The sequence below is a fragment of the Bradyrhizobium sp. SPXBL-02 genome (assembly GCF_051853065.1).
Classification (GTDB): Bacteria; Pseudomonadota; Alphaproteobacteria; order Rhizobiales; family Xanthobacteraceae; genus Bradyrhizobium.
Genome location: NZ_CP182474.1, coordinates 3753443 through 3766911, shown reverse-complemented (window position 1 = coordinate 3766911; position 13469 = coordinate 3753443). Strand labels below are relative to the sequence as shown.

Genomic DNA, 13469 nt, shown 5'->3' with positions numbered 1-13469 from the left:
AAGGCGCCGTTTTATCATCATTCCGAGCCGCACACTCAGTGAGCGGTCAGGCCGCCGGCGGCTTCGTCGCCGTCCGGCTTTACCGTCACCTTGGTGTCCTCTTCCCAGACGATCGGCACCGGCTTCTTCACCAACGCCTTGGCGACGACGTCGTCGAGGCGGGAAACCGGGATGATCTCCATGCCGCCCTTGATCGCATCGGAAATCTCCGTGAGATCCTTGGCGTTGTCCTCGGGGATCAGCACCGTCTTGATGCCGCCGCGGGCCGCAGCCAGCAGCTTCTCCTTCAGGCCGCCGATCGGCAGCACGCGGCCGCGTAGCGTGATCTCGCCGGTCATCGCGACATCATGGCGGACCGGAATGCCGGTCATGACCGAGATGATCGCGGTGGCCATGGCAACGCCTGCGGACGGACCATCCTTCGGCGTCGCGCCCTCCGGCACGTGCACGTGGATGTCGCGCTTGTCGAACAGCGGCGGCTCGACGCCGTAGTTGATCGCGCGCGAGCGGACGTAGGACGCCGCCGCGGAGATCGACTCCTTCATGACGTCGCGCAGATTGCCCGTGACCGTCATCTTGCCCTTGCCGGGCATCATGACGCCTTCGATCGTCAGCAGCTCGCCGCCGACATCGGTCCAGGCAAGGCCGGTGACGATGCCGACCTGCGGCTCGCTCTCGATCTCGCCGAAGCGGTACTTCGGCACGCCGAGCAGCTCTTCCAGAGTCTTCTCGGTGACCTTGACCGACTTCTTCTTGGAGATCATCAGCTCCTTCACTGCCTTGCGGGCAAGTGTAGAGAGCTCACGCTCCAAATTGCGCACGCCGGCTTCGCGGGTGTAGCGGCGGATCAGAAGCAGCAGCGCCTCGTCGTCGATCGAGAACTCCTTGGAGTCCAGGCCGTGCTTGGACACCGCGTTCGGGATCAGGTGCTTGCGCGAAATCTCGACCTTCTCGTTCTCGGTGTAGCCTGCGATCCGGATGATCTCCATGCGGTCCATCAACGGCCCCGGAATATTGAGCGTATTCGCGGTGGTGATGAACATCACGTTGGACAGATCGTAGTCGACCTCGAGATAGTGGTCGTTGAAGGTCCCGTTCTGCTCGGGGTCGAGCACCTCGAGCAAGGCCGAGGACGGATCGCCGCGGAAATCGGCGCCCATCTTGTCGATCTCGTCCAGGAGGAACAGCGGATTGGACGACTTGGCCTTGCGCATCGACTGGATGATCTTGCCGGGCATCGAGCCGATATAGGTGCGGCGGTGACCGCGGATCTCGGCCTCGTCGCGCACGCCGCCCAGCGAGACGCGCACGAATTCGCGCCCCGTCGCCTTCGCGATCGACTTGCCGAGCGAGGTCTTGCCGACGCCGGGAGGCCCGACGAGGCACAGGATCGGCCCGGTCAGCTTGTTGGCGCGCGACTGCACCGCGAGGTACTCGACGATGCGTTCCTTGACCTTCTCAAGCCCATAGTGATCGGAGTCCAGGATGGCTTGCGCCTGCTCCAGGTCCTTCTTCACCTTGGACTTCTTGTTCCACGGGATCGACAGCAGCCAATCCAGATAGTTGCGCACGACGGTCGCTTCCGCGGACATCGGCGACATCTGGCGCAGCTTCTTCAATTCATGCTGCGCCTTCTCGCGCGCTTCCTTGGAGAGCTTGGTCTTGGAGATCTTCTCTTCGAGGTCGGCGAGCTCGTCGCGACCATCGTCGTCGCCGAGTTCCTTCTGGATCGCCTTCATCTGCTCGTTGAGGTAATACTCGCGCTGGGTCTTCTCCATCTGGCGCTTGACGCGCGAGCGGATGCGCTTCTCGACCTGCAGCACCGAGATCTCGCTCTCCATCAGGCCCAGCACCTTCTCCAGGCGCGTGGTGACGGACAGCGTCTCCAGGATACCCTGGCGATCGGCGATCTTGACTGCGAGATGCGAAGCAACGGTGTCGGCGAGCTTGGCGAAATCGGTTATCGCCTGCACGACGCCGACGACCTCGGCCGAGATCTTCTTGTTGAGCTTCACATAGCTCTCGAAGTCGGACACGACCGAGCGCGCCAGGGCTTCCGCCTCGACCGATTTCGCATCGGTGTCGGCGAGCGCGACGGCGGTCGCCTCGTAATAGTCGGCGCGATCGGTGTACTTCGCCACGCGCGCACGCTCGAGCCCTTCGACCAGCACCTTCACGGTGCCGTCGGGGAGCTTCAAGAGCTGGAGCACGCTGGCGAGCGTCCCGGTCTCGTAAATGGCATCGGGCGCCGGATCATCGTCGGACGCGTTCTTCTGCGTCGCGAGCATGATCAGCGCGTCGTTCTTCATCACCTCTTCGAGCGCGCGGATCGACTTCTCGCGACCGACGAAGAGCGGAACGATCATGTGCGGGAAGACGACGATGTCGCGCAGCGGCAGCACGGGATAAGCGTGCGCTTCGCCATGGACGATGGTTGGCCGGGGTTTGGGATTGGTCATGGCCTTTTCCTTTTGCTTTGCCCCCTTGCACGCAGCCCGCTGATCATGCGCAACCGCCACAAGGTGCCGAGGTGATCCGCAGAACCGGTCGGTCCTCTACAAGGTGGACCGGCTCGCCGGAACGGAACAGAGGCGAATCTTGAAGAGAATTTTCGCTCGCCGCCGACATTAGGTGGCTATCGACCCGGGGGGTGTCAAGTCATTGAAAGACGCGCGCCATCAGGCGCTTACGCACGCAATAAGCGACGCAACACCGGCTGCGGAAATATCAGTTCCGCAGCCCACTTTGAGAAGACGATTGGAGCGTTCCAGCGCCGTCAGATCAGGCGCTGGCGTTCTCGACGGCGCGATCAGACCGATCAGCGTAGATGTAGAGCGGACGCGCCGTTCCTTCCACGACCTCGCGGGAAATCACGACCTCTTCCACACCTTCCAGACCCGGCAGGTCGAACATGGTCTCGAGCAGGATCGCCTCGAGGATCGAACGCAGGCCCCGCGCGCCGGTCTTGCGCTCGATCGCCTTGCGGGCGACCGCGCCAAGCGCCTCGTCGGCGAAGGTCAGCTCGATGTTCTCCATCTCGAACAGCCGCTGGTACTGTTTCACCAGCGCGTTCTTCGGCTCGGTCAGGATCTTCTTCAGCGAGGTCTCGTCGAGGTCCTCGAGCGTCGCCACGACCGGCAGACGGCCGACGAACTCGGGGATGAGGCCGTACTTCAGGAGGTCCTCAGGCTCGACGTGACGGAAGATCTCGCCGGTCCGGCGATCCTCCGGCGCGAGCACCTGGGCGCCGAAGCCGATCGAGGTCGACCGACCGCGTGCCGAGATGATCTTCTCGAGGCCGGCGAACGCGCCGCCGCAGATGAACAGGATGTTGGTGGTATCCACCTGCAGGAACTCTTGCTGCGGATGCTTGCGGCCGCCCTGCGGCGGGACCGAAGCCACCGTGCCTTCCATGATCTTGAGCAGCGCCTGCTGCACGCCCTCACCCGACACATCACGCGTGATCGAGGGGTTGTCGGACTTGCGGCTGATCTTGTCGATTTCGTCGATGTAGACGATGCCGCGCTGGGCGCGCTCGACGTTGTAATCGGCGGCCTGGAGCAGCTTCAGGATGATGTTCTCGACGTCCTCACCGACATAGCCGGCTTCGGTCAGCGTCGTTGCATCGGCCATCGTGAACGGCACGTCCAGAATGCGGGCGAGCGTCTGCGCGAGCAGCGTCTTGCCCGAGCCGGTCGGACCGATCAGCAGGATGTTCGACTTCGCGAGCTCGACGTCGTTGTGCTTGGTCTGATGGTTGAGGCGCTTGTAGTGATTGTGCACCGCGACCGACAGGACCTTCTTCGCATGGCTCTGGCCGATGACGTAATCGTCCAGCACCTTGCAGATTTCCTTCGGCGTCGGAATACCGTCGCGCGACTTGACCAGCGAGGACTTGTTCTCCTCGCGGATGATGTCCATGCAGAGCTCGACGCACTCGTCGCAGATGAAGACCGTGGGACCCGCGATCAGTTTGCGGACTTCGTGCTGGCTCTTGCCGCAGAACGAGCAATATAGCGTGTTCTTGGAGTCGCTCGTGCCGACCTTACTCATTCATGTCTCCGTCCGCGGTTCGATCCCGTTCCGCTCGATCGCTCCATTCCGACACGGTGGTCGGTATGAAGCTTAAGTAGAGCAAATTCCGTACCAAAAAAGACCCTACGCTTTACTACATCCCGTGCGAATCACGGTCACTCGATTCCCCCGCGATCATAGCCGATCAATCGTAGCCAACCATGCTGTCACCCGACTATCAAGAATTCGCTAATCGGGGGTCGCCGGCTACCCGTGACAATACCGTGATTTCCGGTCTTGGCACGAGCGAAGTGATCGAAAACACCCCGGCGTTGCTGGATTGCCACGAAAAACAAGCACGAAAGCGGAACTTTCTGCTTGCCGCAGGGCGCAAAACCGCGTTTTGCGCCGCGCGCACGCGCACCTAACGTGAACGCCGCCCTGACGGGTCCACGGCAAACTGAGGGTTCGTCTTGACGCCCCAGTAGTGCTACGGGGCCTTCGCCGGCGCCGGCTCCTCGGCGCGCTTGTCGATCACCTTGTCGACCAGGCCGAACTCCTTGGCGTCGTTCGCGGTCAGGAACTTGTCGCGTTCCAACGCATCCTCGATCGACTTGTAGGTCTGGCCGGTGTGCTTGACGTAGATCTCGTTGAGCCGCTTCTTCAGGTTCAGGATTTCCTGGGCGTGCAGCATGATGTCGGTGGCCTGGCCCTGGAAGCCGCCGGAGGGCTGGTGCACCATGATGCGTGCGTTCGGCAGCGAGAAGCGCATGTCCTTCTCGCCGGCGGCGAGCAGCAGCGAGCCCATCGAAGCCGCCTGGCCGGTGCACAGTGTCGACACCGGCGGGCGGATGAACTGCATGGTGTCGTAGATCGCAAGGCCCGACGTCACCACGCCGCCCGGCGAGTTGATGTACATCGAGATTTCCTTCTTCGGATTTTCCGCCTCGAGGAACAACAGCTGCGCGACGATCAGCGTTGACATGCCGTCCTCGACCGGGCCGGTCACGAAGATGATGCGCTCCTTCAAGAGGCGCGAGAAAATGTCGTAGGCGCGCTCGCCACGGTTGGTCTGCTCGACCACCATGGGCACGAGGTTCATGTAGGTTTCAACCGGATCGCGCATGAGTCACCTAGTGTTTCGGAGACGGACATCGCCGGGCAGGCTTGCCAGTTTGGCTGGATTTGCCGGGAGGCGAATGGACGTCCTGTGATGCAGGAACTTGGGTAAGAAGTAGAGGGCGTAGCGACAGATATAGCCCAATTCGCTTCTGACAAGTGCGGAGCGCATTAAGGCTTAACCCGAGGGGCAGTTGAAGCTGATTCGCGCAAAGAGGCCCAGCCGGCCATCTGGCTAGCTGGGCCTCTTCGCTGATCATCATTAATAGATGGCTGCCTCAAACCCTTCAGGCTGCGGTCTTTTCCGCCTCGTCGTCCTTGTAGAGGTCCTCGCGCGAGACCTTCTTCTCGGTCACGTTGGCGAGCTCGAGGATGAAGTCGACCACCTTGTCCTCATAGATCGGCGCACGAAGCTGGGCCAACGCCTGGGCATTGTTGCGGTAAAAGTCCCAGACCTCCTTCTCGCGGCCAGGCATCGAGCGCGCGCGCTCGATCACGGCACGGCCGACCTCGTCGTCGGTCACGGTGATCTTGTTCTTCTCGCCGATCTCGGAGAGCACGAGGCCGAGCCGCACGCGGCGATCGGCGATCTTGCGATACTCCTCCTTCGCCTTGTCCTCGGTGGTGTCCTCGTCGGCAAAGGTCTTGCCGGCGGAGTCCATCTCGGCCTTGACCGAGTTCCACATCAGGCTGAACTCCTCGTCCACCAGCGAGGGCGGCGCCTCGAAGCGATGCGCCTCGTCGAGGCGGTCGAGCAGCGCACGCTTGACGCGCTGGCGCGTGGCGGTGGCGAACTCGGCGGTCAGCCGCTCGCGTGCGGCCTCCTTCAGCTTGTCCAGCGATTCCAGGCCGAGCGACTTGGCGAACTCGTCGTCGATCGCGAGGTCCTGCGGCGCCTCGATCAGCGTCGCAGTGGTCTCGAACTCCGCCGGCTGGCCGGCGAGCTTGTCGTTCATGTAGTTCTTCGGGAACGACACTTTCAGCGTGCGCGTCTCACCCGCGCCGATGCCGATCAGCTGCTCCTCGAAGCCCGGGATGAAGGTGTTGGAGCCGATGACGACCTGGATGCCCTCGCCGGTGCCGCCCTCGAAGACTTCGCCGTTGATGGTGCCCTTGAAGTTGATGGTGACGCGGTCGCCCGACTCCGCCTTGGTGCCCTCGCCCTTGGCGGCATAGGTGCGGTTGGAATCGGCGATGCGCTTGATCGCCTCGTCGACGTCGGCGTCGGTGACCTCGGCAACGGGCTTCTCGACCTGGAAGGTCTTGAAGTCGGCGAGCGCGATCGCCGGCACCACCTCGATCGCGACCGTGTAGGTCAGATCCGTCTTGCCGCTCAGCAGCTCCTCGACGTCCTTCTGCTCCGTCGGCATGGTGATCTTCGGCTCGGTCGCCAGACGGAAGCCGCGCTCGGAGAACAGCTGCGTGTTGGTGTCTCGGATGGTCTGGTCGATGGTTTCGGCCATGACCGAGCGGCCATAGACCTTCTTCAGGTGCGAGACCGGCACCTTGCCCGGACGGAAGCCGTTGATGCGGACCTTGTCCTTGAGGTCGACGAGCTTGGCACCGGCCTTGGCGTCAAGATCAGACGCGGGAACGCTGATCTTGAACTCGTGCTTCAAACCTTCCGAGAGGGTTTCTGTGACCTGCATGGCGTCCAATCTTCTTTTCGTTCGGCCCCGGCACGTCGCGCGTCGGGACGCTGTCGTTAATCGATCCGGCGCGAGGCAAACGCCTCCACGCCGGTGGTTCATCGGACCCGTTCCAGGCGGATGATCATCCGCTTGGAAGCAGGCCTCGTAATCCGTGCAAACGCGATAAGCGCTTGGTGCGGGCGGAGGGACTCGAACCCCCACAACTTTCGTCACTGGAACCTAAATCCAGCGCGTCTACCAGTTCCGCCACGCCCGCGTGAATTTGCATCAAGACCGGCCGCGATGCCGCGGGCGGCCGGGCTTATAGCATGCGCCTGACTGTTCGCAGCAAAAAAATGGCCTGATGGAGGCAGGCTTCAAATAGGCACGACGGCTGGACTTATCCAGCACGGCGTGGTCCGGATCGTGCCATGACAATGCGGATTTCTGACCCTACTCGGCGCGAGGTTTTGGCAGGCCTCGGAGCCTCGGCAGCCGGGCTGATCGTAGGGGGTGCGGGCCCGTCCGTGACGGCCCAGCTCGCGCTGCAGGCGCGGCTGGCAACGCTGGCTCTGAGATCGGGTCAGCCGGCTACACCGATCTGGGAGCTGGCCGCCGTAAGCCACCTCGGGGACGTCCGTCTCAAGCGCTTTGACCGCTGCGAGGTGGTCTTCCGCAACGACCTGCCTGTGCCGCTTGCACCCGTCTGGTACGGCCTCCATGGCCCGGCCACTTCCGACCCGCTCCGAGGGCGCGCGCCGGCAGCGCCAGCTACGACAGAAATATCAAATATTTCAATGCCAAGCGCGGGAATCCTGCTGGCGGACTTCCGCCTCTTCGAGGGCAGCCTGAAGCAGCCCGCGCGCCCGCTTCCGATTATTGCGGCCGAGACCAGCCACGTTGCCGTCGACCGTGACGAGATCCTGTTGATCGAGGAATGGCGCCTGTGGCCGGATGGCACCGCGGTCCCTGCGGGCCAGGACCCGAAGGACACGACGCCGCTCTACACCGTCAACGGCAAGACTTCATTCGAACTCTCAGCCGCAGCTCGTGAGCGGCTGCGGCTGCGCTTCATCAACGGCTCCCAACGTACTGTTCTGGCAATCAAATTGGAGAGCCACGAGGTCCGTGTGATGGCCCTGGACGGCCAACCGGCCGAGCCGTTCCCCGCCCGCAACGGCGCATTGGTGCTGGCGCCCGGCGCACGGGCCGACGCCTTCGTGGATGCGGCCGCCTCGGCCCCATTCCTGCTCCATGACGGCAAGGAGGCGCGCCAGGTCGGAAATCTGACCATCTCCGGGAAGCTGGAGCGCGCCCCGCTGTCGCCTCCCCAACCGCTCCCGTCGAACGATCTCCCCGAGAAGCTCGATCTGAGAGGCGCCCTGCGGTTCGATGTCGCGCTCGGCGCTGCCGATTCCGGCTGGGCACGGCCCGCAACCTTTTCCACCGCCTCCGCGCCCGCCTTCCGCGCCAAGACCGGCCGCACCGTGGTGCTGGCCCTGCAGAACCCCGCCCCGGTCACCACGGTGTTTCACCTGCACGGCCACCCGTTCCGCCTGCTCGACAAGCTCGACGACGGCTGGAAGCCCTATTGGCTCGACACGCTCGCGATCGAGCCCGGCCAGACCCAGCGCATCGCCTTCGCCGCCACCTCGCCCGGACGCTGGCTGATCGAATCCGTCGTGACCGACTGGGCCGCGCCGCGCCTGGTGCGCTGGTATGGGGTGGAGTGAGATTTTGTAGGTTGGGTGGAGCGCAGCGAAACCCATCGCCATCGCGCTCAGGCTTGAGATGATGGGTTTCGCTGCGCTCTACCCATCCTACCCCCGTAGCGAACAGCTCAAAACTCCACGCCGAGCGCATCGTAGATCCGCCGGTGCACGGCCGGCAGCGTCTCGGTCAGGTCTTCCGCGATCAGGCCCGGCCCGGCTTCGCTTGCCGCCTCGCCATGCATCCAGACGCCGATGCTGGCGGCCTCGAACGCCGGCACGCCTTGCGCGAGAAGACCGGCGATGATGCCGGACAGCACGTCGCCGGCACCCGCCGTGGCGAGCCAGGGCGGCGCGTTGGCAGCGATGGTGGCGCGGCCATCGGGCGCGGCGATTGTGGTGTCCGGGCCCTTCAGCAGCACGACGGCGCCGGAGCGCTCGGCGGCGGCACGGACGCGCTCGAGCTTGGAGCGGCCGGGATGCTTGTTGCTGAGGTCGGAGAACAGGCGCGGAAACTCGCCTTCATGCGGGGTCAGCACCACCGCATTGTCCTGCGAGGACTTGATCGACTCGAACAGGCGCTCCGGGGTTGCGGCAAAGCTGGTCAGCGCATCCGCATCGAGCACCAGATGCCGCTGCGCGGCAAGCGCGCTATGGACGAAATCGCAAGTGCGTTCCCCGATGCCGGCACCGGGGCCGATGATGCAGGTGTTATAGCGCTTGTCGCCGAGCAGCTCGCCGAACTCGATCGCGCTGTCGACGGGGCGCACCATGACCGCGGTGAGCGCGCTCGCATTGATCGCGAGCGCATCGCGCGGGCTCGCCAGCGTCACGAGGCCCGCGCCGGCGCGCAGCGCGCCGCGCGCCGCGAGCCGTGCCGCGCCGGTCGCGGCCGCATCGCCCGAGACCGCGAGCACGTGCCCTCGCGCATATTTGTGGCCATCGATGCGCGGCACCGGAAACGCTGCGCCCCAGACATCGGGATCGTTTTCGAAAATCTGCGGCGCGATCTCGTCCAGCACCTGCGCATCGATGCCGATGTCGGCAACGCGGACGCGGCCACAATGCACACGTCCCGGCAGCAGCAGGTGCGCCGGTTTCTTGCGGAAGAAGGTGACGGTCTCGGTGGCGTTCACCGCCACGCCCATCACGGCCGCGCTGGTGCCGTTGATGCCGCTCGGCAGGTCGACCGCGAGCACCGGGGCGCCGTTGGCGTTGATCGCCTCGATCATCTCCCGCGCCTCGCCGTCCACGGTGCGGCTGAGGCCCGCACCGAACAGCGCATCGATGATCAGCGCAGGTCTGCCGATCGCCTGCGGGTTGAACGGCAGCACCGGATGCTTCCAGCCGCGCGCGGCGGAGGCGGCATCGCCCTGGAGCTGGTCGCGCTCGCACATCAGGATCACCGAGACCTCGCGCCCCTGTGCGGCGAGCTCGGCGGCGGCGACGAAACCGTCCCCGCCATTATTGCCGGGGCCGGCCACGATCAGGATCGGCCCCTCCTCTGCCAATCCCTGGGCGGCCTCGGCGACCGCCTGGCCGGCGCTGAGCATCAGCTTGAAACCGGGCGTGCCGGCCGCGATGGCGAGCTGGTCGGCGCGCTGCATTTCGGCGTTGGTCAGAACTTCCATGCCACTTCCTAGTACAATCGCCTCTTGAACAGGCATCTTTGGCGCCGATCCGGCGGCGGGAACGTCGATCTGCACACATATTGAACCGTTTGCCTATTTCGTAGTCTTCGGTATTTTGTGCAGGTCGGCACACCACTCAGAGATGCTCGTTAAAAGGCTGATAACGCTCCGATAATCAGGGCATTTGCAACTTGGCATAGACCCTGCTTTCGAGGAAGCCGCTTCGGTTCGTCGTGCTCACTGGCGTCTTCAAGGGTGTGGCTGGCCGTGGTTGCCGGACCGGTCAGGGATCCCGGCATAGAGAAGACAAGATCGTGCGTTGAGAAATGCGCGCCCTGACGAAGACGTTGCTATTGGATCGAAAGGCCGGGAGTCGCGCAGTGAAGAAAATCGAAGCCATCATCAAGCCATTCAAGCTCGACGAGGTGAAGGAAGCGCTTCAGGAAGTCGGTCTGCAGGGCATCACCGTCACCGAGGCCAAGGGCTTTGGCCGGCAGAAGGGTCACGCCGAGCTTTACCGCGGCGCAGAATACATCGTCGACTTCCTGCCGAAGGTCAAAATCGAGATCGTGATCGGCGACGATCTGGTCGAGCGCGCCATCGACGCGATCCGCCGCGCCGCGCAGACCGGCCGCATCGGCGACGGCAAGATTTTCGTCTCCAACATCGAAGAGGCGATCCGCATCCGAACCGGCGAATCCGGGCTGGACGCTATCTGAGCCGGGTGCTATCCCGCATTTTGCGACACTCTGACAAGAAATAAGGCTGCTTCGGCGGCCTGATTTCGTTTGTGCGGTCGCGCGCGAACTCGCCAAAAGCGAGAACAATCTTGCTCACCTGGAAACCGACCCGCAGAGCCATAAGGGGTATGCATGAAGACCGCCAAAGACGTCCTGAAATCGATCAAGGACAACGACGTGAAGTACGTCGACCTGCGCTTCACCGATCCGCGCGGCAAGTGGCAGCACGTCACGTTCGACGTCAGCATGATCGATGAAGACATCTTCGCCGAAGGGACGATGTTCGACGGCTCCTCGATCGCCGGCTGGAAGGCGATCAACGAGTCCGACATGTGCCTGATGCCCGATCCGGTGACCGCGACGATCGATCCGTTCTTCGCCGAGACCACCATGGTCATCACCTGCGACGTGCTCGAGCCGACCACCGGCGAGCCCTACAATCGCGACCCCCGCGGCATCGCCAAGAAGGCCGAGGCGATGGTGAAGTCGATGGGCGTGGGCGACGCCGTGTTCGTCGGCCCCGAAGCCGAGTTCTTCGTGTTCGACGACGTGCGCTTCTCCTCCTCCCCCTACAACACCGGCTTCCGCCTCGACTCCTCGGAACTGCCGACCAACACCGACACGGAATATGAAGGCGGCAACCTCGGCCACCGCATCCGCACCAAGGCCGGCTACTTCCCCGTCCCGCCGCAGGACTCCGTGCAGGACATGCGCTCCGAGATGTTAGGGGCCATGGCCAAGATGGGCGTCAAGGTCGAGAAGCATCACCACGAGGTCGCTTCCGCCCAGCACGAGCTCGGCATGAAGTTCGACACGCTGACGCTGATGGCCGACCACCTGCAGATCTACAAATACTGCATCCATCAGGTCGCCCACATCTACGGCAAGACCGCCACCTTCATGCCGAAGCCGGTCTACGGCGACAACGGCTCGGGCATGCACGTGCACCAGTCGATCTGGAAGGACGGCAAGCCGGTGTTCGCCGGCAACAAGTATGCCGACCTGTCGGAGACCTGCCTCCACTATATCGGCGGCATCATCAAGCACGCCAAGGCGATCAACGCCTTCACCAACCCGTCGACCAATTCGTACAAGCGTCTGGTCCCGGGCTATGAGGCCCCCGTGCTGCTCGCCTATTCCGCGCGCAACCGCTCGGCCTCCTGCCGCATCCCCTACACCGCTTCGCCCAAGGCCAAGCGCGTCGAGGTGCGCTTCCCCGATCCGCTCGCCAATCCCTATCTCGGCTTCGCCGCGATGCTGATGGCCGGCCTCGACGGCATCAAGAACAAGATCGATCCGGGTCCGGCGATGGACAAGGACCTCTACGATCTGCCGAAGGAAGAGCTGAAGCAGATCCCGACGGTGTGCGGCTCGCTTCGCGAGGCGCTCGAAAACCTCGACAAGGACCGCGCCTTCCTCAAGGCCGGCGGCGTGTTCGACGACGACTTCATCGACGCCTATATCGAGCTGAAGATGACCGAGGTCGAGCGCTTCGAGATGACCCCGCACCCGATCGAGTTCGACATGTACTATTCGGGCTGATCGGCCTGAACCGTCTGCGACAAGCTAAAGGCGCTTCCGGAAGGAGGCGCCTTTTCGTTTGCAACTGTAAGGTCGTCCGCCCGCCTGCGGCTCACTTGCGCATGCGAATATCGGACGGGGACGCACCGTAAGCACGCCGAAAGCTGCGGTTGAAGTACGAGATGTCGTTGAATCCTGACTGGTGTGCGATTTCGCTGATCGAGCGGCCTGCGAGGCTTGGATCCGTCAGCATCTTGTAGGCAGAGGCCAGGCGCTGGTTGAGGACGAACTCCGTAAAGCTCGTGCCTTCGGCTTCGAAGAGCCTGCGGACGTAGGACTTCGAGATGCCCTGCTTGGCTGCGACGGAATCCAGGCTCAAGCCAGGATTACCGAACTGGGCGCGAATGTGGGTCTTGATGCTCCGCATTCGGGCGGCTGCAACGCCGCGCATGTTCGCCAGCTCGACGGCATCCGGAGTCGCGCCCAGGACCAGGGCGCCGAGATCGATCATGTGGTTCACAACCGCCCGCCGCATGGCGGCGTTCGCAAGCGTCTGTCTCTCATTGACGATGCCGAGATAATCCAGAAACAGCGAAAGCGCGGGATTGCCTCTGTCGAGTGGTCTGCCGATCGCGTCGTCGAAATTCCTGACCAAGGGCGCAATCAAGGCGCGGCTGATCCGCCAGGTGACGACACGCCTCGTCGTGGGATTGGTTGCCGTCCCCGGCAATCCATTCGTTGTCAAAACCGCCTCCCCGGGGCCGAGGCACGTCTCGTGACCATTTTGATTGTGGATCGCCGTACCATCGAGGTTGAACACGAGCACGGGATCGTCGTTGTCGATCATCGCTTCGGTGTGCCGACAGAAAATCGGAGAAGCGGTCGCGGCCGCGACGGACATTCCAGGCAACGCACGCAGCTTCATGTCGATCTGAAGCGCCGTATCGGGCAACGGCTCGATTTCCAGCTTGAGAATTTCGCGGCCGTAGATCTGGTGAAATGCTTCGGTCCTCTCGCGATCGGCAAATTCCGAGCTGGACAGCTCCAGTGCAATCAATTCGTCGCCAGTATCCAACACACCTCTCCATAAAAGTGAGATTGCCC

10 protein-coding genes and 1 tRNA gene are annotated in these 13469 nt (G+C 63.3%); 4 read left to right on the top strand and 7 right to left on the bottom strand.

The window, feature by feature from the left end; genetic code table 11:
* Positions 1-35: 35 nt before the first annotated feature.
* A complete protein-coding gene (lon, locus tag ACNJYD_RS17495) occupies positions 36-2459 on the bottom strand; it encodes an endopeptidase La (RefSeq protein ID WP_172783507.1) in 2424 nt (807 codons plus the stop codon).
* A 322-nt stretch (positions 2460-2781) separates the two neighbouring features.
* Positions 2782-4053: an ATP-dependent Clp protease ATP-binding subunit ClpX gene (gene clpX, locus ACNJYD_RS17490; protein WP_008547851.1), complete on the bottom strand. Its 1272-nt coding sequence runs from the start codon at positions 4051-4053 to the stop codon at positions 2782-2784.
* Positions 4054-4235: 182 nt separating this feature from the next.
* Here clpX and ACNJYD_RS17485 point away from each other — a divergent pair, with 182 nt between their 5' ends.
* Positions 4236-4442, top strand: a complete 207-nt coding sequence (locus ACNJYD_RS17485) for a hypothetical protein (RefSeq protein WP_172783506.1) — start codon at positions 4236-4238, stop codon at positions 4440-4442.
* A gap of 62 nt (positions 4443-4504) precedes the next feature.
* Here ACNJYD_RS17485 and ACNJYD_RS17480 read toward each other — a convergent pair whose 3' ends face one another.
* The 3 genes from ACNJYD_RS17480 to ACNJYD_RS17470 all read right to left on the bottom strand — a co-directional run bounded on the left by ACNJYD_RS17480 (position 4505) and on the right by ACNJYD_RS17470 (position 7041).
* On the bottom strand, positions 4505-5140 hold the full coding sequence (locus tag ACNJYD_RS17480; protein ID WP_027559514.1) for an ATP-dependent Clp protease proteolytic subunit: 636 nt from the start codon (positions 5138-5140) through the stop codon (positions 4505-4507).
* Between the two features lie 280 nt (positions 5141-5420).
* Entirely contained in the window at positions 5421-6782 is a 1362-nt protein-coding gene (tig, locus tag ACNJYD_RS17475; protein WP_212255170.1) for a trigger factor, read from the bottom strand.
* A 174-nt stretch (positions 6783-6956) separates the two neighbouring features.
* A tRNA-Leu gene (locus tag ACNJYD_RS17470) sits at positions 6957-7041 on the bottom strand.
* A 154-nt stretch (positions 7042-7195) separates the two neighbouring features.
* Here ACNJYD_RS17470 and ACNJYD_RS17465 point away from each other — a divergent pair.
* Positions 7196-8497 (top strand): multicopper oxidase domain-containing protein, encoded by a 1302-nt coding sequence (locus ACNJYD_RS17465; RefSeq protein ID WP_439367151.1) that lies wholly within the window; start codon positions 7196-7198, stop codon positions 8495-8497.
* Between the two features lie 107 nt (positions 8498-8604).
* Here ACNJYD_RS17465 and ACNJYD_RS17460 read toward each other — a convergent pair whose 3' ends face one another.
* A complete protein-coding gene (locus tag ACNJYD_RS17460; RefSeq protein WP_439367149.1) occupies positions 8605-10104 on the bottom strand; it encodes an NAD(P)H-hydrate dehydratase in 1500 nt (499 codons plus the stop codon).
* A gap of 380 nt (positions 10105-10484) precedes the next feature.
* Here ACNJYD_RS17460 and ACNJYD_RS17455 point away from each other — a divergent pair, with 380 nt between their 5' ends.
* Together ACNJYD_RS17455 and glnA are read left to right on the top strand one after the other, a co-directional pair.
* Positions 10485-10823: a P-II family nitrogen regulator gene (locus ACNJYD_RS17455; protein WP_007603495.1), complete on the top strand. Its 339-nt coding sequence runs from the start codon at positions 10485-10487 to the stop codon at positions 10821-10823.
* A gap of 153 nt (positions 10824-10976) precedes the next feature.
* Positions 10977-12386, top strand: coding sequence for a type I glutamate--ammonia ligase (glnA, locus tag ACNJYD_RS17450; RefSeq protein ID WP_172783502.1), 1410 nt, complete (start codon positions 10977-10979; stop codon positions 12384-12386).
* Positions 12387-12477: 91 nt separating this feature from the next.
* Here glnA and ACNJYD_RS17445 read toward each other — a convergent pair whose 3' ends face one another.
* On the bottom strand, positions 12478-13440 hold the full coding sequence (locus ACNJYD_RS17445) for an AraC family transcriptional regulator (RefSeq protein ID WP_439367146.1): 963 nt from the start codon (positions 13438-13440) through the stop codon (positions 12478-12480).
* Positions 13441-13469 lie beyond the last annotated feature (29 nt).

Excerpts from the sequence above, each read along its gene's own strand:
- lon (WP_172783507.1), bottom strand. The coding sequence starts at position 2,459 with ATGACCAATCCCAAACCCCGGCCAACCATCGTCCATGGCGAAGCGCAC.
- clpX (WP_008547851.1), bottom strand. The coding sequence starts at position 4,053 with ATGAGTAAGGTCGGCACGAGCGACTCCAAGAACACGCTATATTGCTCG.
- ACNJYD_RS17485 (WP_172783506.1), top strand. The coding sequence starts at position 4,236 with ATGCTGTCACCCGACTATCAAGAATTCGCTAATCGGGGGTCGCCGGCT.
- ACNJYD_RS17480 (WP_027559514.1), bottom strand. The coding sequence starts at position 5,140 with ATGCGCGATCCGGTTGAAACCTACATGAACCTCGTGCCCATGGTGGTC.
- tig (WP_212255170.1), bottom strand. The coding sequence starts at position 6,782 with ATGCAGGTCACAGAAACCCTCTCGGAAGGTTTGAAGCACGAGTTCAAG.
- ACNJYD_RS17465 (WP_439367151.1), top strand. The coding sequence starts at position 7,196 with ATGACAATGCGGATTTCTGACCCTACTCGGCGCGAGGTTTTGGCAGGC.
- ACNJYD_RS17460 (WP_439367149.1), bottom strand. The coding sequence starts at position 10,104 with ATGGAAGTTCTGACCAACGCCGAAATGCAGCGCGCCGACCAGCTCGCC.
- glnA (WP_172783502.1), top strand. The coding sequence starts at position 10,977 with ATGAAGACCGCCAAAGACGTCCTGAAATCGATCAAGGACAACGACGTG.